Annotated in this window: 12 protein-coding genes; 6 read left to right on the top strand and 6 right to left on the bottom strand. The window is 40.7% G+C overall.

Features of this window, described 5'->3' with window-relative positions; translation table 11 throughout:
- Positions 1-7: 7 nt before the first annotated feature.
- Positions 8-3,190 (bottom strand): TonB-dependent receptor, encoded by a 3,183-nt coding sequence (locus tag ABDV71_RS06545; protein ID WP_343531640.1) that lies wholly within the window; start codon positions 3,188-3,190, stop codon positions 8-10.
- 504 nt (positions 3,191-3,694) lie between these two features.
- Positions 3,695-7,831: a two-component regulator propeller domain-containing protein gene (locus ABDV71_RS06540; RefSeq protein WP_343531639.1), complete on the bottom strand. Its 4,137-nt coding sequence runs from the start codon at positions 7,829-7,831 to the stop codon at positions 3,695-3,697.
- A gap of 330 nt (positions 7,832-8,161) precedes the next feature.
- On the opposite strand from ABDV71_RS06540, the gene ABDV71_RS06535 reads away from it, so the two are divergent.
- A complete protein-coding gene (locus ABDV71_RS06535; protein ID WP_343531638.1) occupies positions 8,162-9,223 on the top strand; it encodes a fatty acid desaturase in 1,062 nt (353 codons plus the stop codon).
- Between the two features lie 20 nt (positions 9,224-9,243).
- Here ABDV71_RS06535 and ABDV71_RS06530 read toward each other — a convergent pair whose 3' ends face one another.
- On the bottom strand, positions 9,244-9,774 hold the full coding sequence (locus ABDV71_RS06530) for an NAD(P)H-dependent oxidoreductase (protein ID WP_343531637.1): 531 nt from the start codon (positions 9,772-9,774) through the stop codon (positions 9,244-9,246).
- Positions 9,775-9,872: 98 nt separating this feature from the next.
- On the opposite strand from ABDV71_RS06530, the gene ABDV71_RS06525 reads away from it, so the two are divergent.
- The 4 genes from ABDV71_RS06525 to ABDV71_RS06510 all read left to right on the top strand — a co-directional run bounded on the left by ABDV71_RS06525 (position 9,873) and on the right by ABDV71_RS06510 (position 13,957).
- A complete protein-coding gene (locus tag ABDV71_RS06525) occupies positions 9,873-10,226 on the top strand; it encodes a helix-turn-helix domain-containing protein (protein ID WP_343531636.1) in 354 nt (117 codons plus the stop codon).
- A 156-nt stretch (positions 10,227-10,382) separates the two neighbouring features.
- Positions 10,383-11,897: a hypothetical protein gene (locus tag ABDV71_RS06520; RefSeq protein WP_343531635.1), complete on the top strand. Its 1,515-nt coding sequence runs from the start codon at positions 10,383-10,385 to the stop codon at positions 11,895-11,897.
- Positions 11,898-12,211: 314 nt separating this feature from the next.
- The gene (locus ABDV71_RS06515) at positions 12,212-13,510 is read left to right on the top strand and encodes a PQQ-dependent sugar dehydrogenase (protein ID WP_343531634.1); all 1,299 of its coding nucleotides are present in this window, start codon (positions 12,212-12,214) and stop codon (positions 13,508-13,510) included.
- 6 nt (positions 13,511-13,516) lie between these two features.
- Positions 13,517-13,957 (top strand): cytochrome c, encoded by a 441-nt coding sequence (locus ABDV71_RS06510; protein WP_343531633.1) that lies wholly within the window; start codon positions 13,517-13,519, stop codon positions 13,955-13,957.
- Positions 13,958-13,961: 4 nt separating this feature from the next.
- Here the strand turns inward: ABDV71_RS06510 and ABDV71_RS06505 are convergent, their stop codons facing one another.
- The 3 genes from ABDV71_RS06505 to ABDV71_RS06495 are packed head-to-tail and all read right to left on the bottom strand — an operon-like array spanning position 13,962 to position 20,943.
- Positions 13,962-15,539, bottom strand: a complete 1,578-nt coding sequence (locus ABDV71_RS06505) for a glycosyl hydrolase family 28 protein (RefSeq protein WP_343531632.1) — start codon at positions 15,537-15,539, stop codon at positions 13,962-13,964.
- An 8-nt stretch (positions 15,540-15,547) separates the two neighbouring features.
- A complete protein-coding gene (locus tag ABDV71_RS06500; protein ID WP_343531631.1) occupies positions 15,548-17,968 on the bottom strand; it encodes a glycoside hydrolase family 3 N-terminal domain-containing protein in 2,421 nt (806 codons plus the stop codon).
- Between the two features lie 32 nt (positions 17,969-18,000).
- Entirely contained in the window at positions 18,001-20,943 is a 2,943-nt protein-coding gene (locus tag ABDV71_RS06495; RefSeq protein ID WP_343531630.1) for a glycosyl hydrolase family 28-related protein, read from the bottom strand.
- 543 nt (positions 20,944-21,486) lie between these two features.
- Between ABDV71_RS06495 and ABDV71_RS06490 the strand changes: the two genes are divergently transcribed.
- Positions 21,487-22,377: a hypothetical protein gene (locus ABDV71_RS06490; RefSeq protein WP_343531629.1), complete on the top strand. Its 891-nt coding sequence runs from the start codon at positions 21,487-21,489 to the stop codon at positions 22,375-22,377.
- Positions 22,378-22,501 lie beyond the last annotated feature (124 nt).

The raw sequence follows: 22,501 nt of genomic DNA, 5'->3' as shown, positions 1-22,501 counted from the left end.
GTTCATGTCATAATTGAATGTTTACACCTAGGTTGTAGATCCTTGAAGTGGGATAGATAGATTGCTTTGAAAAATCAGCATTGCTGGTATTGATATTTTCAGGGTCTAAGTACATTTTGAAGCGGGTCCAAGTCGCCAAGTTTTGTCCTGTTAAAAAGATTCGCAACGATTGTATTTTGAGTGGCTGCAACCATTTAGCTGGTAAAGTGTAAGAAATTTCGGCATTACGTAGTTTGATGTAGGAAGCATCCTGCAAAATGAAATCGTTCAGTTGATAGCTGATAAAAGTGTTGCCCCTGGAGTGCAGTGCTGGCCAAGTAGCGGTTGCGGCTGTTTGTGGTGTCCAACGATTCAACATGAACTCGTACATCTGCTGCCCATTGTTCTGCTCCGTTAAAATTACATCGGAGCTTACATTGGTAACGCCTTGGAACATTAAGGAGATGGAGAACCCTTTATAAGAAACTCGTGGAGAGATACTGAAAATATATTCAGGTACCCTCGAATAACCAATGGCGGTTCTGTCGTCGCTATTGATACGGCCATCGCCATTGATATCGACATATTTTAAATCACCTGGGATTGGTTTTCCCAACTCATTGGGTACGTAACTGTCAATATCTTGTTGCGAAGTATAAAAACCATTGGTTACGTAACCAAAGAACTGTCCTACTCTTTTACCTTCCTGTTTTTGATAAGATGGGGCACCGATAGGTTCGTCCCTACTGTTGATTTTATTACGGGCAAAGGAAACTTGTGCATTCACGCCGTAAATTAAATCGCCTTTTTGTTTGTTAAAATCTACCTCTACCTCGTAACCTTTATTGTACACTTCACCTACGTTAAGTGCTGGATAACCTTGTCCTAAACTGGTCAATCCAGAGTTTCTTGACGTTAAAATATCCTTACGGGTTTCATCAAACAAGTCGATATTTACCGACAGGGAGTTTTTGAAGAACTTACTTTCTACCCCAATGTTTCTTTTTAAACCTGTTTCCCAGGTAATTTCTGGGTTACCGATGCTACTGTTAGGCAAATAAACCACCGGATAGGTGACCACACTGGTTGGATCGCCAAAATGTACAGGCATTCCCGGACGGCTATAAGCAGGTGTTGAAGCGGTAAAACCTGCAGCGTTGCGCAAATAACTGGTGATGTAAAGAAAACGTTGTCCAATTTCATCACTACCTACTAAACCATAGCTTCCTCTGACTTTCAAATAATTAAGCCACTTCACGTCTTTTAAGAACGCTTCATTACTGGCGGTCCAACCAGCTGAAACTGCAGGGAAGAAACCATATTTTAAACCTACCGGAAAGTTCTCTGAACCATTGTAAGCGGCGTTAAACTCTGCGTAGTATTTATCTGAATAATTGTAGGTAATGCGGGTAACCACACCTTGCGAAGCCCTAGGCGGTGCGGTGGTAGCAGTAGACCCTTGCACATTGATCAATTGGCGAGTACCTAAAATCAAACCCGTGAAGTTATGTTTGGCAAAACTTCTGTTATAGTTAAAACCCGCTTGTAAATTGGTATGAATGGTACCACCATTGTCGCTAATGAGGCCACTTAAAGGTTCGTCACGTGGCCGATCCCCAGCAATGGTCACTTCCTTAGTGTCTCTATCAATGACATAAGCTGCCCAACTGGCATTACGACGGGTGGTGTTTTCGAAATAGGAATCGTAGCCCAAGTTAGCTTTAAAGGATAGTCCCTTTACGAATTTGCCCAAATTATAATTAAGATTAAAGGTACTTTGTACGTTATTGAAGTCGTCGTAACGAGTTCCCCAGCGGGTTAGCACCCCAAGCGGATTCCAAATATTGGTTCCTACACTTGGGTTTTGCGCCAAGCGTCCATCGGGCAGGGTTACCGGGTACGCGAAAGCTGGCACCTGCAAAATGCGGGAAATCATGGCTTCTACGTTATCGTAAGAAAAAGAGCCTGATCCAGAACGTAAACCACTAGGTTGGTAGCGTTTTTGCAAACGACCACCTAACTTAATGCCCACCTCTAAATTTTGGGTAAGTTTAATATCCAAGTTGGATCTGAAGTTGTAACGATTGTAATTGGGTACCGAATTGATTTGGTACGGAGAATCGAATTCCTTGAAAATACCATCTTCAAAAAGATAGCCTACCGAAGCAAAATATTTGATGATCTTGGTACCCCCACTTACGTTCACGTTGTGTTGGGTTTGCGGATAAGATTTTCGGGTAACATAATCAAACCAGTTGATGTTTGGATAGCCAATTGGGTCTGAACCGTCTTTGAACTTTTGCAATGCGGCATCGCTCCAGGTCACGCTTTCAAAACCATCATTCCTGTTGGCTTCGTTAATTAAGTAGGCGTTGGTATAGGCATCCAATGCTTTTGGAATACCTGTATAGCTTTGAATACTGGCATTACCACTATAGCTAATTTTTGGTTTACCTTCTTTCCCTGATTTGGTAGTTACAATGATTACTCCATTAGCGCCTCTGATCCCAAAAGTTGCGGTAGATGAAGCGTCTTTAAGTACGTTGATGGTTTCTATTTCGTTTGGATCAATATCGCCAAAGTCTGGTCGTTCTATGCCATCGACTACTACAATTGCACCCGAACCGTTGTAGGTGGCCAAGCCCCTGATATTGATGACCGAACTGTTCGATCCAGGCTGACCGCTACGCTGCACGGCACCTAAACCTGGCGTTCTGCCTATTAAACTATTGGTAACATTGGAAGTTGGCGATTGCAGAATTTCTTTGCTACTAATGGTACTGATGGCCCCAGTTAAGGTCGATTTCTTTTGTGTGCCATAGCCCACTACCACCACCTCGTTCAAATTGGTATTGTCTTCTTTTAAAGATACATTTTGTACGTTGCTGCCCGATGGCACCGTAATTTCCTGTGTTACAAAGCCAATAAAGCTATAAACCAAAATCACAGATGTTGAAGGTATCGAGATGGCATATTTACCATCGGCATCACTCACGGCAGTGGTACCACCTATTTTAAGTTTAATGGAAGCACCAGGAATAGGCAAGCCCTGGTTATCTTTAACAACTCCAGTAATGGTTCGGCTTTGGGCATAAAGCAAGCAGCTAAACGTTAACAATAGAAATAACAACAATGCTTTTTTAGCATAGCTAGCTATTTGACTAAGGGAACGTTTCGAATAAAAACTAAAACTCTGGTAAAGTAGTATCATTCAATTGGGTTAATATTGGTTGATTATTATAATATAGTAACCGCCGCAAATAACTTGCAGTAGTTGATAAATGGACCTGAAGAGGGCAATGATAAATGATTCGCTGGCGAATATAGGATAGGGTTAGGTAGTTTACCCCGCATTTGGTTCAGTAGTGGTATCATCATACAATATTTGGTTATAGCAAAGATGTTTGAACAAATGGAATTATAGAGGGTAAAATCTTCCTTATTTAGGGGTAAAATTGGTTTTAATAATGGTTAATGATGGATTGTTAATGGTTAATGAAATGTGATAATGTAGGACAAAACAATGCGATGATGTGCTAGTTAGATAATTTAAAGAGTATGGATAAGCTCATAGATCCTTCGCTTACACTCTTGGATGATTAAGAGATTCGATACGACAGAAGTTTAACGATTGAACTAATGAACGATTGAACCAATGAACAAAAAATTATTCCTAACCACTTGCCACTAACCACTAGTAACTAATTACTAGCCACTAATTAAAGATCTGCTTAGCTACTATATACTCCGAAGGAGACATTTCATACTGCTTTTTAAACTCCTTGCTAAAATACTTACGATCATTAAAACCTACCGCAAAAGCAATATCCGAAATGCTCATCTGATTTTTCTCCAACAAATAAGCTGCTTGTTTTAAACGCACGGTTTTTATTAAATCTGCTACGGATAAATTAGTAATGGCCTGTACCTTTTTGTAAAGTACCGTTTTGCTCATGCCAATTGCTTGGGTTAAGGCCGTTACATCAAAGTCGGTATTATCCAGATTGTCTTCGATGATCTTCATCAGCTTCACTAAAAACTTATCGTCGGCAGTTTCAATCTGAACAGGTGCTGGGTTTAGCAAAATATCCCTTACAAACTTTTGACGGGTAGCCTCTTTTGTAGCTAAGATGTTCTTTACATTCAGTGCTAAAATTTGAATGCTAAACGGCTTGGTGATGTACGCATCGGCACCTTTTTCGTAGCCATTAATTTGATGGATGTAAGCGGCACGAGCAGTGAGCAAAATTACGGGTATATGGTTAATCCTTTCATCGGTTTTAATATGACGGCAAAGTTCCAGTCCGTCCATCTCTGGCATCATCACATCACTAATGACCAAATCAGGGAGTTGCGCTATAGCTATTTCCAATCCTTCCACCCCATTAGTGGCTTCTAATATGCGATATTGTTGTTGAAACGATTCTTTTATAAAGTTCCGCAGCTCTAAGTTATCTTCAATGATCAATAAGGTATAAGCTTGCTCTCCTATCTCCAATGGTGGTGGAGCAATCACTTCGTTGGCTGCCGATTGCAAATAGTAGTGAACAGGATTGTCACTGTTCATATACTCTGGAATAATGGCCTGCTGATCCAGATGAGCATTTCCCAGGGGTAAGGTTACCGTAAAAGTTGTTTTTCGATTGGCCTCATTAGTGATATCGCTGCTCACTTCAATGGTCCCTTGGTGCAGTTCCACAATATTTTTAGAGAGGGCCAGTCCAATACCATAACCACTGTTAGAAACCTCTTCATTATACACCTGAAAGAATTTTGTGAATAGTTGATCGATGTTCTTTCCAGAAATCCCCTTGCCATTATCTGTTACCTTTAACACTGCCTTTTCTCCAAGTTGTTCAATAGCGACTACAATTTTTCCTTTTTCCGGTGTAAACTTAAAGGCATTAGAAAGCAAGTTAAATACCACCTTTTCCAAATGATCCTTATCAAAAAACACCTCTAACTTTTCTACGTTGCTTTCAAATTGATAGTCAATCTGCTTATCCTGCGCTAAACTTTGGAACGAAAGATAAATTTCCTCTACAAACTGTACGATATTGCAGGCCGAAAACGACAATTTCATGTGGCCACTTTCCGCCTTTCTAAAATCCATTAATTCGGTAACCAATCGCATTAACCTGCTGGCGTTATGCTGCACCTGTGTCAGTTGCTTGTGTAAGGTCGCATTTAGTGTTGAACCCCTCAGCATTTTTTCCAATGGGCCTAATATCAAGGTCAAAGGCGTTCTAATTTCGTGCGAAATATTGGTAAAGAAATCAATCTTCATTTGGTGCAGTTCCTCTTGTCGCTCTTTTTCCAAATGCTCTAAATACAACTCTCTTTTAAGCTTCGCACGGTTTTTTTGGAATTGATAAATGGTGGCGACAATATAATAAAGGATACCACCGTAAATCAAAAATGCCCACCAGGTTTGCCACCAAGGCGGTAAAACGGTAATGGCCAACGTAATCGGTTCAGTATTCCACAAACCATCATTATTAGCGGCCATTACTTTGAAAGTGTATTTGCCAGGGCTCAAATTAGTATAATTAGCCTCACGCTGTGTGCCTGAGTAATGCCAATCATCACCCCTTATGCCTTCCATTTTGTAAGCATATTGGTTTTTTTCGGGATTGATAAAATTTAAAGCCGCGAATTTGATGGTGATATACCCTTCGTCATATTTTAGTTCAATATGATCAGAAAAGGTAATCGATTTTTCCAAAGGAGAATCTGCCGAGTCAATTAACACGGGTTTATTCCTCACCAAAAAATCTGTAAAAGCTACCTGAGGTTTGATCTTGTTTTTAATCAGCCTATTTGGGAAAAAAGAAGTCAATCCATTGATTCCACCAAAAAGTATTTCGCCGCTCCTTAATCTTAAACCTGCATTGGTTTGAAATTGGTTGCTTGCCAAGCCATCATCGGCATTGTAATGTGTAACCTCAACATTTTTGGCATTAAATGGAAGTTGAAAGTTTTTAAAACGAAGCTGGTACAAGCCATTATCGGTACTTACCCAAATATTTCCTTGCTGATCTTCTACAATGGCATGTACCACCTCATCGGTAAGGCTTTCCTGCTCATTAAGTGCATAAAACTTTTGGGTAGCAGGGTTATAGTAATTCAGTCCTCCGCCATCGGTGCCTATCCATATCCTATTCTTCGAATCCTTAAATAAGGTAATGATGCTGTTATTGCTTAGCGTGTTGGGCTGGTTACGCTTCACAAAACGCTTAAAGCTATTCGTTTTCCTGTCGTAATAGTTAAGCCCGTTTTGTGTACCAATGTAAAGATTGTTCTGGTTATCGTTAATTAAAGCCACCACAAAGTTATCGCTAATGCTTGCCTTATCTTTTGGTGAGTGTACAAAAGTACGGTATGAACCATCAGGACGTAAATAACGTAAACCGCCACCGTTGGTACCTACCCAAACGCCTTCTTGCTCTGGAATAATGGAGTTGATCAGGTTCTCGCTAAACTTCCCTTGAGTAACTGCAAATTTAAAGAAACGGATCTTTTTGGTTTCCTTATTAAAATGGCACAAACCATCCAAAGTACCTACCCATAAGTTTCCATCGGCATCTTCTGCCAATGATTTTACGCCATTACGGGTTTGCTTTTGGTCGTTTCTAATATCATAGTAACGATAGGCTCCGGTATTTCTGTTGAGGTAATTAATTCCGCCACCATAGGTGCCAACCCATAAGCCGCCATTTTTGTCTTCAGAGATGGCGTTCACCACCAAGTGCGATAGGCCCATTCTTTCCCCAATACGTTCGCCAATATTATCAAAATTGGAATTGGAAGGATAATATACGTTTAAGCCGCCTGCAAAGGTGCCAATCCAAATGCCTGAGGCATTGTCGTGCATAAAACTCCAAATGGTATTATCGCTCAAACTATTTGGGTTCAACGCACTATGCGTATGATTGCTGAATTTTTGTGTTTGGGTATGGAAAATGCTCAATCCATTGCGGGTACCTATCCAAATTTCTTGCTGATCATACACATAAATGTCCCTGATCCAATTGGAAAGAATGCTTTTACTATCACTTTCCTCATGCTTAAAAATACGCAATTGATCTGTTTTAGGCTCGTATTTAAATAAACCTGCTGTTTCAGAACCAAACCATAGGTTGCCCGATAAATCCTGCTTAATGACAATGATCTTAGCGGCCATTAACTCCTTGGAATTGGCAATGCCCTTAGGCAAGGCAAGTAATCTTCTTGTGCTAGGATCAAAAACCTTTACGCCATTTTTAGAGCCTACCCAAATTCTTTTGGCCTTATCTTGAAAAAGGATAAAGGTAACGGCACTGTACAAACTGGTAGCAGTGGTGTCTTTAAGTCCAACCTGCTCCTTCAACACCCATTTTTGGGTATCTACCTGTTTAACACCATCAAAAGTAGCCACCCAAGCATTATGGTAACTATCAATTAAAACGGAAGAAATGTAATTCCTACCGCCTTTTACATCCCTAATATCTACTCGCTTAAATACTTCGGTAGCAGGGTTGTAAATGTTCAATCCATTAGAGGTAGCGATCCAAAGTTGGCCATCTTTATTTTCTACAATGGCGTTGACCCTATTGTTACTAATGCTTTTGGGTTGATGGTTATCATGCTTAAATGTACGGAAAGTGTAGCCATCATATCGGGTGAGACCTTTCCAACTGCCCAGCCAAATGAAACCTTTGCTATCTTTTACTATAGTAGCAATAGGGCTTTGTGCCAAACCTTCTTTAAACGACAGGTGGTTAAATTTAATGGGTTCCTGTTGTGCATTTACATTGGTAAAGACACAAAACAGCCATCCAAAAAGGGCAAATATGGTAAATCTAGATATCAACAGGAAGTGGTTAGCTGTTGTAAAGATATTTATTCCTTTGATAATCACCCAATGCTTGGCCCATTACTTAATTGGTTTATCTCTTTCCTAAGTCCGTCATCTTGACCGTAACCTGTACCAACACTTCGGCGGCGAACAATTGTCTGAGCTCAGTAATTGTTTAATTGATGATTTGTTCATTGGTATTTCTTCATCTCCCCATATCAAAACCAGCTTAACAAACATTATTTTTAAAGCACTGGAAATAAATTCATTATTCCTTAAAAAATTATGATACCTTACGCCCAAATTCTTTGAAGGAATTTGTAAACTAAAACAACTATTCAGCTCATGCATTTCTTTGAAAGAATTCTACAGCCGCCAGCGTACGGCTGGAAGGATCATAATGGTCATTTGATCACCCCTAGCACTAAACAAATTTTCAAGGAGTTTTTTAGCAGATTAAACATCTTTAAGGACAAGAAAAATTGGTTGCCTCTTTTAAGCTGGGTTAAAATCTTATGCTTAATTCCTTTCTTCTTTATCTTTATCATTTACTTTTTAGAATGGTGGACCATTTTAGCGGCCTTTATTTACAGCATGATCATTATGGGTACACATGGCACCATTTGGCATCATCGTTATTGTACCCATGGCGCTTATACTTTCCGTAACAAATACTGGCGGTTTTTTACCCAAAACTTAACCATCAACGTTATTCCAGAGGAGATTTATGTGATTTCCCATCACGTTCACCACTCTCTTTCAGATAAACCAGGAGATCCTTACAATGCGCAAGCGGGCTTTTTATATTGCTTCTTGGCTGATGTTAATCACCAGCCTATTGCCAAAGACCTTAGTGAAGCCGAATTTACCCGCGTTCAACAACTGATGGAGCATACTGGCGTTACTTCAAATACTTATAAGCAATACCTTAAATGGGGGTCTTATGTTAACCCTAAATCGGCCATTCTTTCATGGATCTTAAACTGGGCATTTTGGTACACGGCTTTTTATCTCATTGGCGGACATGCACTGGCCTGCACCCTATTTGGTGCCGCAGGTTTTTGGGGCATTGGCGTACGTACTTTCAATTATGAAGGACACGGAAAGGGCGACGATAAAAAGAGAGTTGGTACAGATTATAACCTGAAAGACAATTCCATTAACCAGCTATGGCCAGGCATTGTGGCGGGCGAGTGGCACAACAATCATCATTTATATCCTAAAAGCGCAAGGAGCGGCTTTAAACCCCATCAAATTGATTTGGCTTGGTATTACATCAAAATCATGCATACTTTGGGTGCGGTGAAACAGTATAAGGATTTCAAGAAACAGTTCTATATCCAGCATTACTTACCGAGTAAAATGAAGCCTGAACTGCTCCAACCGGTTGAACAAACAGCCCAGTAATTGAGCTGTTTGCGAAAGTTTTAGAGCGACTTTAAAAAGTCCATATATAAAGGCACACTTTTTTCTACCCATTCTGCGGAAGTGTTAAACTCCATTCCGTAATAGGCAAAGAAAGGTCTGTAATCTGCCTTAACGTATTCAAAGCTCAGCTCAAAAGGTCTTAGCAGTTCCTCCATGGTATATTTATATCGCTGTCCAGGCTGGTAGTCTTGTTCATCTACCCCAACAGAAAGCGCTAAAGCAATTCTCTTGTTGGCCATTTTGTAGCCACTTTTGCTTCCATAGGCCCAGCCATGGAGCACCACGACATCCAACCATTTCTTTAATAACCCAGGGCAACTGAACCAATAAAAAGGGAACTGAAATACTACACGATCGTGTTGCTCTATCAATTTTTGCTCGGCCTGCACGTCTATCACTTCATCGGGATACGCTTTATGCAGCTGGTGTACCGTATATAAATCGGGGTATTTGTTCAGTTCTTCTATCCATCTTTTGTTTACTACCGAAGTGTCAATATCAGGATGGGTTACGATCACTAATGTTTTCATCTTTTCTTTACCATTGTTTTACAGGACAAAACTAAAGAGCTCAGGGTTATTTTGGTAGCTTAGCATCCCAATGTAGGGTACTATAAAAAATGTAAGTAATGTCTAAAATCAAAGAAAGCTCTACCAATTTTGCCAATAAACAGGCCTTAATGGAGGAATGTTCCGAGGTTTATGCCGCTAACATTATTGGCGGGCAGTGGGGATTGGTCATCTGCTCATGGCTACTAAACGGCAAGCTTAGATTTGGCGAGCTGAAAAAGTTAATACCTACCATTACCGAACGCATGCTTACCTTACAGCTGCGCAAGTTGGAAGAAAACAAGATTCTTAAACGTACCGTGTATGCGGAAGTGCCTCCCCGTGTAGAATACGAACTTACCGAAATTGGCTACGACCTAGGCCCTGTCATTAAACTGCTTGAAAAATGGGGCCAAAAGCATAAGGAGCTTTGAGGGTTGAAGGAGCTTAGATAGTCTCCACTTTCGTTGCATCAACTAGAGCGAAGTAATTTTTAGACAATAAATGACAAAATCGCTTACATTATTGCCAATCTATGGCAAACATTCATAACCACATTCCAGCTATATTTAATTTTAGTTAATGAGGTTATGACAAAGAGAATATTATTATTGAGCACAGCTCTTTTTTTTCTGGTATCGTTCAAAACGATCATCAAAACACTGGAAGTGTCTAAATATATCAAGGTTAACCCCGATGGTACTATAAAGTATATGCCTGATGATAAGGGAAATACCATACCCGATTTTAGCCATGTGGGCTATCATCAGGGCAATCAGGCCATTCCAACTGTTGCGGTGGTTAAAACCGTCAATGCCAATGAAGGTGCAGATAGTCAGGAGCTTTTACAAAACGCCATCAACGAAGTAGCGCAATTACCCGTAAACAAGGATGGCTTTAGGGGTGCCATTCTCTTAAAAAAAGGAATTTATAAAATAGCCGGCACACTGCACATCAATAAAAGCGGTATTGTATTAAGGGGCGAAGGTGAAAATGCCACCAAACTGGTTGCCACTGGCAAGGGACAACGATCGCTCATTGTTTTTAGTGGTGAAGGTGCTTTGAAAGAAATCAAAGGTACCAGAACACAAGTGAAGGATCAATTTGTACCCGTAGGCACTTTTTCGCTTACCTTAACCAACGCCAGCAACTTTAAAGCAGGCGATAACATTGTGGTTTATAGGCCAGGTACCGACCAATGGATCAAAGACCTTAAAATGGATCAAATTGAAGCTCGGGAGGGCACCAAACAATGGCAGGCCAAAGAATATAACTTAGAATTTGAAAGACGGGTTGTAAAGATTGAGGGCAACAAAATTACCCTCGACAACCCGATGGTGATAGAAATGGAGCAAAAATATGGCGGTGCCGAAGTTTACAAAGCTTCCTTTGATGGACGGATAAACGAGGTAGGTATAGAAAATATGTACCTCGAATCTGAATATGCTAACGATACCGATGAAGATCATGGCTGGATTGCCGTAGAATTTAACAAGGTTGAAAATGGCTGGGCCAGAAATATTACCACCAAGTATTTTGGATATGCTGCCGTTAGCATTAAGCCAAGCTCCAAACAAATTACCGTTAAAGATTCGAAGTGCTTGGATGCCAAATCAGTGATTACAGGAGGCAGGAGATATTCGTTTAACAATGATGGACAACTGAATTTGTTTATGAATTTAGAATCGACCGATGCAAGACATGATTATGTGACAGGGGCAAGAACCTTGGGGCCCAATGTTTTTTATCAGTGCAAGGCTTTAAGGACACACGCCGATATTGGTCCGCACCACCGCTGGGCAGTAGGTACTTTATACGATAATATTCAAACTGATGGCGAGATCAATGTACAAGACAGGGGCAACTGGGGCAGCGGACATGGTTGGGCTGGCGTAACTCAGGTTTTATGGAATTGCAAGGTAAAGCGGGCATCAGTGCAAAGCCCTTGGGCAAACGGTCAGAATTATAGTTTTGGCACTCAAGGTGTAAAATATGAAGGTAGATTTAAGGGCAGACCTGATGGCGTTTGGGAAAACCATAACCAAGCAGGTATCAACCCTAATTCTTTATATCTGGCACAGCTACAAGCTCGGAAGAAAAAATAAAAATTGGTTCATTGGTTCATTGGTTCATTGGTTCATTGGTTCATTGGTTCATTGGTTCATTGGTTCATTGGTTCATTAGGGATTGTTTAATTGCTCAATAGTTTAATTGTCGAGTTATTGTTCATTGAACATTGTTTATTGATAATTAAACATTGATCATTAGCTTTTGATTATTGAGATGCCAATATTATTGTATAAAATGCCAAAAACCGTTAATGATGTTTTCCTTCATCGGCTAGCTTTGAAATACACTTTATTTCCATCAAATGCTGAAGCAAAATGGAGGTATAATAAATAGCTATTAAATTAATCAAATGAGGAAGAAAATAATCATTCCGTTATCCGTTACCTGTTTTTTACTAGTGGGCTCTTTATGTGCTTTTATATACAAGCACAATGCCGAAATCACTCCTTTTAAAGGGGATGCTGATCATGCCGGGCTCAAACTTCCCGCTGGTTTTGGAGCCAGCAAGGTCATTGATAACATAGGCAAGGCCAGACATATTGTGCTTACCAAAGATGGCAGCGTTTACATCAAGCTAATGAGAGTGGTAAATGGAAAGGGCATTTTGTTTTTGCAAGACAAGGATAAGGATGGTAAATACGAGGTGCAGACTTCTTTTGGCAATTACGGCGGAACTGGCATTACCATTAAAAATGGCTATCTGTACGCTTCTTCTGATAAAGAGGTGTTTCGCTATCAACTAAATGACCAAGAGCAGGTGATCGACCCGGCTAATCCCGAAAAAATTATTACCGGATTATTGGCTGGTAAACAGCACCAAACCAAATCTATTGTGCTGGACAATGAAAACAACATTTATGTAAATATTGGCGCACCTACTAATTCGTGTCAAGAAAACGACCGTGGACTAGAGTCGAAAGGCAAAGCGGGCTGTCCAATTTTAGATTCGGCTGGGGGCATATGGCAGTTTAAGGCCGACCAACTCAACCAGTCATACCACAACGGAACGAGGTATGCCACAGGAATCAGAAACGTGATGGGCTTGGATTGGAATACCCAAAACAACACGCTTTATGTGATGCAGCACGGAAGGGACAACCTAAATTCATCATGGCCAAAGCTTTTTAACGAAAAACAATCGGCCGAAACACCTGCCGAAGTAATGTATATGGTTAAAAAGGGCGACAATGCGGGCTGGCCTTATATCTATTATGATTCGGCGCTAAAGAAAAAAATATTGGCCCCAGAGTATGGCGGCGATGGCAAAAAAGAAGGCAGTTCAGCATATATCGACCCTATTGCCGACTTCCCTGCCCACATGGCGCCAAATGCCCTGTTGTTTTATACGGGCAACATGTTTCCAGCCAGATATAAAAACGGGGCCTTTATTGCCTTTCATGGCTCGTGGAACAGGGCACCCGAAAAACAGGCTGGCTATTTTGTGGTTTTTGTTCCTTTTGCTAATGGAAAACCAAGTGGCAAGTGGGAAGTATTTGCCGATGGCTTTTCTGGCTTAGATGCGGTAATGGTTCCTCGAGAAGCCCAACACAGACCTTGCGGTTTGGCACAGGCTCCCGATGGTTCTTTATTTGTAACCGATGATGTAAAAGGTACCGTTTATAGAATTGGATATTCTTCAAAAAAATAAGCTTCCATGAAACAAAAAATAGCTTGCATTGCTTTTTTAACGATTGGCTTGTTGACCAATTTAAATGCACAGACCAAAAAAATAGCACCAATCAAGGCCACCGCTAAAACTGAACCTTCATTGGCGAATGGTAAATTGCTGTATAAAAAACACTGTTTGGTTTGCCATCAGGCAGATGGTGGTGGTGTGATGGGGCTGAACCCGCCCCTTATTAAAACCGATTATGTGTTGGGCGACCCGAAAAGATTGATCAACATCCTTTTAAAAGGACTAAATGAGGAGATAGAGATTGACGGCGATACTTATGCCAATCCCATGCCCGCACTGGGGCATCTTAGCGACCAAGAGGTAGCGGACGTACTAAGCTTTGTACGAAATAGTTTCGGAAACAAGGCCACTGTAATTACACCAGCTCAGGTTAAAGCAGTAAGGGTGACCAAAAAATAAGTGTTCAGTAGTTCTGTTGGGCATTGGCAGCAAACTCCACCTGCTTTTTAATGGATGGTGCATGATTGTTAGCTACCTTAATGCCTTTGCTGTTTGCTCCTTCTATCCTTACCAGTGCCTGCGCCTCTCCTTTTACACTTACTTTACTAATGTTTGCACCAAGCACATTTTCTAAGCGGATAATGGCTTCGGCTGTTGTGGTTGCGGGCAAATTCCAATTGCTTACCGTTAGCGCTTTGCCATCTTCGCAAAGCAATGCCGGACGTACATCATTATTAGCCAAGTTAAACTTTACGTTGATGAGCTTAAGGCCTTTTACGTGGCGAGCCCAAATTCCGTAAGCTGGAATTTTTGGGCCAAAGGTTTTTACTTCTGGATATTGATCTATCGCCTCTGGCACCACTTTACGAGCATCTTCGACGGTACCACCTCCAGCCAGGCTAATCTCTATATTTTCTAAAGTTAAATTGGTAATGTCGTGGCCAGGGACACCTGTAATGAGAATACCCGAAGGCGGTGTCAATTGTGCGTTATCAGCTGCCTTGGCTTTTACATTTCTAATTGTCACATTTTCAAATGTTCCTGTTGTTTTTTTGGTTTCTGTTTTTTTGCGGAATACATTTAGCCTCGAACCCAACCTAAACAACATGGGGGTTCTTACTTCATCCATGGTAATATCGGTAATGGTCACATTTTTAATGTGGGCTCCATCAACGGTTAACAATTTGATACCCCCATTTTTGGTGTCGTAAATATGGCAGTTGGTAATTTTGATGTTTTCAAAGTCGGCGATGGACTCCGTGCCTATTTTAATACCTGCCTGATTGCTTTTTAGCCTTAGTCCACTTACCTCTATATCCTTACAGGCCATCAGTCTCGAAGTAGTTTTAAACACCAGGGCATCGTCGCCACTGATCACATCGCAATCTTTAATGCGCACTTGCTGACAGCCATCAATACCAATTCCATCGTTATGGGCTACTCCTATACTATTGATTTTTACATTTTCGATCAAAATTTGTCTGCTCTGAAAATAGTGTGAAGTCCAAGCACCCGCATACTTAAGGCTTACCCCGCGAACGCTTACTCCCGTGCAACGCACAATACGCACCAAAAAAGGCCGCAAACCCCAACGTTCTCCTTCAGGACGGTTATCTGTTAAAATATGTTTTGCCTTAATGGCCGAACCTTGCCCATCTATGGTTCCTTCTCCCTCAATGCCTATATTTTTGGCATCAACAGCCACTAACAATGCCCAACCTACATCAATGCCCAAGCCTTCGGTAAAGGGATCAAGGTTTTGATAGTCTTTTAGATCAATGCTCCCCAATAAAATGGCATTCTTCTGCAAATAGAGGGTTACATTGTCTTTGAGAGCAATAGTGCCAGATAAAAATTTACCTGCAGGAATCATTACCCTACCGCCTCCACTTTGGTGACAGGCATCAATGGCTTTTTGAATGGCCTTCGAATTCAAGGTAAGGCCATCGCCCACTGCACCGTATTGGGTAACCTCAAAATCTGCTGCTTTTGCCCCATAGAAGACAACGAGACAAAACAATAAGACACTTAATTTTTTCATGCGGTTATTTAATTGGTCACCGTGAATTCCTGTTTAAGTTTAATTGATTCGGAAGAGTTGCCAATCAACACCTGGAACTTGCCCGGTTCTACCGTCCATTTCATATTTTTGTCCAGTAGCATCAAATCATCGGGTGTAAGTGTAAATTTAACGGTCTTGGTTTCACCAGGAGCTAAACTTACCCTTTCAAAACCTCTCAAAACAGTTTCGTAAGTAGTTACACTACTGACCACATCTTTTAAATAAAGTTGTACTACTTCGTCACCTTTGCGGCTTCCGGTATTTTTAAGGTCTACCGTTACTTCTATTTCTCCTTGCGATCGAATTTCCTGCGCACTTAATTTAAGATTGCTGAACTCGAAAGTAGTATAGCTCAATCCAAAGCCAAAAGGGTAAAGCGAACCCAACACCATGGTTTTGCCATAGCCGTTTGGATCTTCGTTTTTACTTTGTCCGGCTTGCGATGCAGGTTTAAAAGGAAAATTATACTCAATTTGACCAATGGACTTTGGATAGGTCATGGTAAGCTTACCTCCTGGATTATTTTCTCCAAAAAGCGTTTCGGCCACTACTTTACCTGCTGAAGGTCCGAGAAATCCGGCTTGAAGAATTGCTGGGAGATACTTGTTTTCCCAATTGATGGTGAGCGGACGTCCGTTTACCATCACCATCACTACAGATTTTCCGGTAGCATATAGGGCCTGTAACAGTTGCGACTGCAGTCCTGGTAAGTTTAAGCCTGTTCTAGTTTTACTTTCGCCCACCAAATCATCGGTTTCTCCCACTACGGCAATGATCACATCGGCTTTACTGGCCGCAGCAACCGCTTCGTTAATTTGTGCCTGTTCTTGAGCCGTTAGGGTTACTGGCATAATTTCGCTTTCGGGCCATTTGGCATCGGTTACTTCACAGCCTTTGCTATAGCTTACGGTTGAGGATTTACTTGCGAAAGCCTTGATTCCATCCAAAATAGAAACAATTGGATTGTTAGAAGGGCCGTATCTGCTTGTGGTATATTTTGTTTCGATTGCCAAAGGACCTGTAACCAGTATGTTTTTGTATTGGTTTACGTTAAGTGGCAACAAGTTCTTTTCATTTTTCAATAATACCACCGACTCGCGATTGAGCTGCAAAGCTAATTCTTCATCTACCTTGGTATGCACCTTTTGATCGGCAACATTCGGTTCTTTTACATAAGGGCTATCGAATAAACCTAGTCTAAATTTCACCCGCAATACATCAGCTACCCGCTCGTCAAGTGTTTTCATTGACACCGAGCCTTCTTTGACCAATTCGCGTAAAGGTAAAATGAAAACCTCGGGCATGGTAAAATGGGTACGTACGTTTAATCCTGCTTCAATAGCCTGTTTTACGGCTCCTTTATAATCATCGGCCACATGGTGCTTGCTCGAAATAAACTCTACAGCTTCGCTATCTGAAACCACATAACCATCAAAACCATATTGCTTACGCAAGAGTTCGGTTAAGAAATAATAGCTTCCGGTTACGGGCTCGCCATCCCAATCGTTATAACTGCTCATGATACCCATCGGCTTGGCTTCTTGTATTACCCTTTTGAAAGGATAAAGGAACATTTCGTGCAATTCTCTAGGTGCCACATGTGGATCGGTACGGGCATTGCCATCGCGACCACCTTTGGGCACGCTGTACACGGCATAATGTTTTAGCGTAGCGGCTACACCTTGATCTTGGATTCCCAAGGTCATTTGCTTGCCTAATTCGGCAATTAGATAAGGATCTTCTCCATAACATTCGACCACCCTTCCCCAGCGCTGATCTCTGGCCACATCCAGAATTGGTGCATACACATTGGTATAGCCCAAAGCTTTTGCTTCCCTACCTACAGTACTTCCGGCTCTAAATACCAGGTCTTTGTTCCAAGTACTGCCAATGTTAATAGGCGCTGGAAAAGGTGTAGCCCTATCATGGCAAAGTCCGTGAATGCCCTCGTTGCTAAAATCGACCGGAATACCTAGTCGGGTTTCTTCTATAAACCATTTTTGTACGGTATTAATGGCATTGGCATGCTTGCTAAAAGGAAAGGAGTATTGGGTGGCCGCCTTTTTATTGTAAGGCAGGCTGTTCAGTTGTTCGTCTATATTGGCAATGCCGTCTTTCCAGATTTTTGTTTTCCATTCGGCTGTTGGCATTTCGTCTTTCAATACCCTACCATAACCATAAAGCGTAGCGGTTTGGCAGGTTTTCTCATCCAAATTCATTTGGCTCAGCAGGTCATTAACCCTACTTTCTATCGGTTTTGACGGATCTTCAAATACATCCATCTTTCCATTTTTGTTAAAATCTATCCAACCTTTATGATAGATTTTATTGTTTTGGGCGTGGCCTACAGACACAGCAAATAAGAGAGCGAGTGATAAAGCGGATGGATAGCGAAAAATAGGTTTCATTTAGGCTTTAATACTTGATTAATTAATGGATTTTAATTGAGTTTTAACAATGGTTTGGGATTTCTCCCCTGTACATCGTCGTCGTAAATTATATGGTCGATGGTAATTTGCGATGTTCTTTTTTTGCCGATTACGGCGGGGTTATCTATAGGTTTTACCATTTTGAGCTCCGAAAATTTCGCACCAATTACATCATCTAAATAGATAACATAGCGGCTATCTCTTTTTTCGTAATTGAAAGAACTTCGCTTAACGGTTAAATTTTTTACATGACGGGCCCATAAACCATAAGCGGGCTGCACTTTGAGGTTAGAAACGTTATACTGTCCTACCCCTAGCTCTGGTGGAATCTGCGCCGTATCGGCTAAAGCATGGCCTCCTTTTACCAATACATGTACATCGGTAAAAGATACGTTTTTGATGTAGCCCGTATGTTGACCATTAGGCAATTTAAAATCTAATCCACCTTCTACATTTTCATTATCAGGAAGTTGATACCCTGCAATGATTGGACTTGCTCTGCGCTGTGTTCCGTTATAGCCTTTCCAGCGCTTGCTGGCATCGACATAAGAACTACCTCCGTAAACTTCGGTAATATCTACGCCATTGATGATAATATTTTCGACCACGCCAATATTGATATTTTTAACCAATAGTTCACTATGTTTTTCACCGTTATCGGTAAAATTATATTTGCCCACAGCTGCACCCAATATCCTGCCCCTGTTGGAAATAGAGATAAAGAATGGCGTGGTGCTGCGCAACATTTTAGATCTTGAATGTAAACTGCCTGTTTCTCCGCAATTGAGATGGATATTTTTGATATGTCCCCCATCATTGGTAGAGATAGAAAAGCCAGCTTTGTTGGCGCCCAATACATAGATGTTATCTACACAGACATCCATCACATCATCCGCAGTTTCTGAACCAATTTGAAACAGGTTGCAATTGGTATCGCCTATGATGTTGCGTACTTTGTAGTTGCGTGCAGGTCTGGTAAAACCTAAGGAACAATCGGAACCAATCTTTACAATGTCGTCTGAACTTACTTTGCAATAAATATTGGCTACCCTTACCTCATTGCAAGCCATAAAGTCGTAAATATCGCGTACGTTAGTCGTGCTATTTTTGCCAAAATAGGTGTTATGCACATTGATCGAATCGCTGCCTGTAGCCAATAGCACAAAATGTCCGGCCCTATCTATGTTGAGCATATTTTCGGTATCGAAATCTTTGCTGCCATTTTTGTCCATGTAGTAAGGTTCATCTTTTGCAGGATCATACCACAAGTCGCCAGCATTGGCAATGCCTCCGATTTCGATATTGGTACAAAGTTTTAGCGTAAACATTTTATCTGCCCTATTATCTACCGCATTGTTCATCACATTGTCGCTGGTTACCAAATTGCCATCACCGGTAATCCTACCGTTTCCAATAATTTTGATATTGTCTAAACGTTCGCCAAAAAACATGGTATTTCTAAAATAGTGATGGCCTACGTCTTGTTTGGTGAGGTAATTTTCAGGATCGGCATAAGGACCAATGGCCGTGGGCGATAGTCCCGAACGGTATTGCTTATCGCTAAACCAAGTTTGCTCGGGCGCATCGGCTCCTTTAATGGCCTTAATAGTCGCTTCCTTATCCACGTATAAATAAACATTGCTTTGCAGCTGTACCGTTTTAACCAAGTAGGTTCCCTTTCCAAAATATAGGGTACCACCACCAATTTTGTTCAGGTAGGCAATGGCTTCATTAATTTTTGGAGTATCGTCTATTTGGTCATCTGCATTTACACCGAACTTCTTGATGTCCATTTTGCCGCTGTAAAACTGAACCTGATTGGAATAGCCTTTTTGCTCGCCGTCTTTTACCCAAAGCCTAAAGCTATGTAACAGATTAGGTTTAAGGTTAGAGATTTTGGCCATGCCATTCTTCACGTCAATTGCAGCAAGAACAACTGACCAGGTTTTGCCTTTGTCTAGCGATTGTTCCAATTGAACAGCTTTAACCTTGCTAAGCATAGGCCATTTAAAGCTGACCGATGTATAGGGGGGTTCTTCATGGGAGAGGCTACGGCTAACCACACGTTCGAAATCGGAGATGGTTTGGGTTACTTTTAACGCGGTGGTTTCATTTCCGGTACCGGCACTACTTAATACCTCTGGTGATGAGCTGGTGCAAATGGCCTTGAAGATATGGTTTCCAATGTTTTTTAAACGAACACCACTGATTTTAAGCACCAAATCTGCTCCATTGGCTGGTCTAAAATCCAAGTTTTTAAAGACAATGACACTGGTTCCGTTGGCCGATTTGGCGATAGCGACGTTACCAACCTTAGTGTAAGAATAGTTAGCGCCCACCCTACCCATGGACTGCGCACCTAAATCGCTCAGTTTCACAAAGCCTCTTCCAATGATATTGACGCTGGTGTTACTCAGCGTAGGCTCGACGCCCAAAGGCAAAAACAATTGCACACTTGCATTGGGGCTTCTTTGTCCGGCGATATAGCTTAGGATGAGAGTGGTATTGGTGTTTTTAGTGAGTTGGTTTTGAAGCAAGCTCAGCTTGCCACCAAGCGCCATTTTTTTGAAGGCAATGGTGTATTTCCTAACTGTTTTTCCATCTTGTGCGGTAACCAATAGCCAATCTCCTTCGGTAAGGGTTCCCGAGCTTTTCAATGCACCGCTACTGTCCTTAATTTGATATTGCTGTGCAGAACCGTCGGCAGATGTAATTTCTGTGATGATTTCATCCACCGTGGGCTGGGTGCTCACCAAGCCTTTGTCTTCAGGTGTGTCTACGGTAAACCGATAGGTGCTCCCGCTCACCAGAATCAATTGGCTGGTGCCAATCTGTACAATATGTGGGCTGTGAAATCCAAAGGTAATAGAAGTATTTGAGCTTATGGGCTTAGCCAAAACTGGGCAAACCACAAGCTGCATGAATAGGAATAGAAGACTTAATGCTTTATTCATTTTCCTTGCCCTATTTATCTGACCAAGACTTTCCATAAGTTAAAGATACGGCATCAAGTATTATGCAGATTGGCATTTTTATAAAGGAAATTGACATTGGGTTTTATACATTAGGCTAAGAGCAAGCTTTTGGAAAGTATTCAATAAGAATTCCATATTTGATTAGTTTTACCGGAAATCTTTCAAAATTGAAATGGACAGTCCAAAAACAACCTTCAAGTCCTAAGATTTACACTGTTACGTTTCATTTGGGAATTGACTTGAGCTGGTGCGGGTGGGTTTTACGGACGATGTTGGAATAAATACTAACTCCCGCTAAAAAAACTGCTCTGTAATCACTGGCGAAATTCAAAGCACAACACATTTGTAATTTAATCAATGATCAATTGATGTATAAATTTCTTCCACTTAACGATGATACATATACTTTTTAGTATATTGTATTTCTGTTATTGCAACATGTCAAAAAAGCATTTTTTATTATGCTATAACGAACAAAATTAAAAGTAATAAGGTAATCGAATACGATTTGGAACAATTGAAATGAAAAATAACATATTTCTTCTATTAACAGTATGTACGCTCTATTGTAAGGCTCAAAATTCAGTTAGGTTCGACTACAATAATTTTGAAAGTCAGGTGCTCGCTTATAAACCTGAACAGAACTCAAATGCTTCCAAAAAAGATTTTGATTACGGAATGATGATTTTAAGTGAAACAAAAACAGCAACCAAGAATCGTCCTGAAAATTTTAATCTTGCAGATTATTTCAATGTGTTATCCGCTTTCCTCAAACTACAAGAAAGCAATGAAAATATAAAAATTGCATTCGAAAAGTTCAAAAATGCCAATGGCAGTTGCGAGTATTGTATTGCATTTGAAAATTCTTTAAAAAAGAACCCTAAGTTTGATGTTGTCAGAGCAGAGTATGATAAAAAGCTGGAAGAATGCAAATCAATTTCAACAGAAAAGAAATTTGATGCTAAAGAATATTCCCTCGCAAATAATCTGGACTATAACTTAGTTCAACAAATCTACCAAGTTGATATTGATGACCGAAAATATAGAGATACCAAAGACTTTCAGACCAAACAAAAAGAACTGGACATCCAGAATCAAAAAGTTATAAATATGTTGCATGAAAAGTACAAAACATATATAGGTAAAAGTTTGGTTGGCGAAAAATTTGAAAGTGTAATGTGGGCAGTTATTCAGCATTCAAATGTTGAAATGATGGAGCAATATTTACCTATTGTTCAAATTGCCGTGAAAGAGAAAGAACTTAGCGCAGCACCATTCAAGATGCTGATTGATCGGTATTATGGACTGAAATATGGTTATCAGATTTTTGGTTCCCAAAGCAGCGATTTTAGTTTTAAGATGGCGGATGAAGCGAAAAGGAAAGAAATAAAACTAAAATATGGAATTGAATAGCATAGTGTGTGCTCAAAGAAAAGCCAACTAATGAGGCAATGGGACATTCGTTGTGTATGGTTTTTGAATTAAATTCAGTGATTTGCTATGATTAGCAGAATATACTGCGATCTTCCCCAATCTA

The organism is Pedobacter sp. (assembly GCF_039594775.1).
GTDB lineage: Bacteria > Bacteroidota > Bacteroidia > Sphingobacteriales > Sphingobacteriaceae > Pedobacter.
This window is presented reverse-complemented; position numbering and strand designations above follow the sequence as displayed.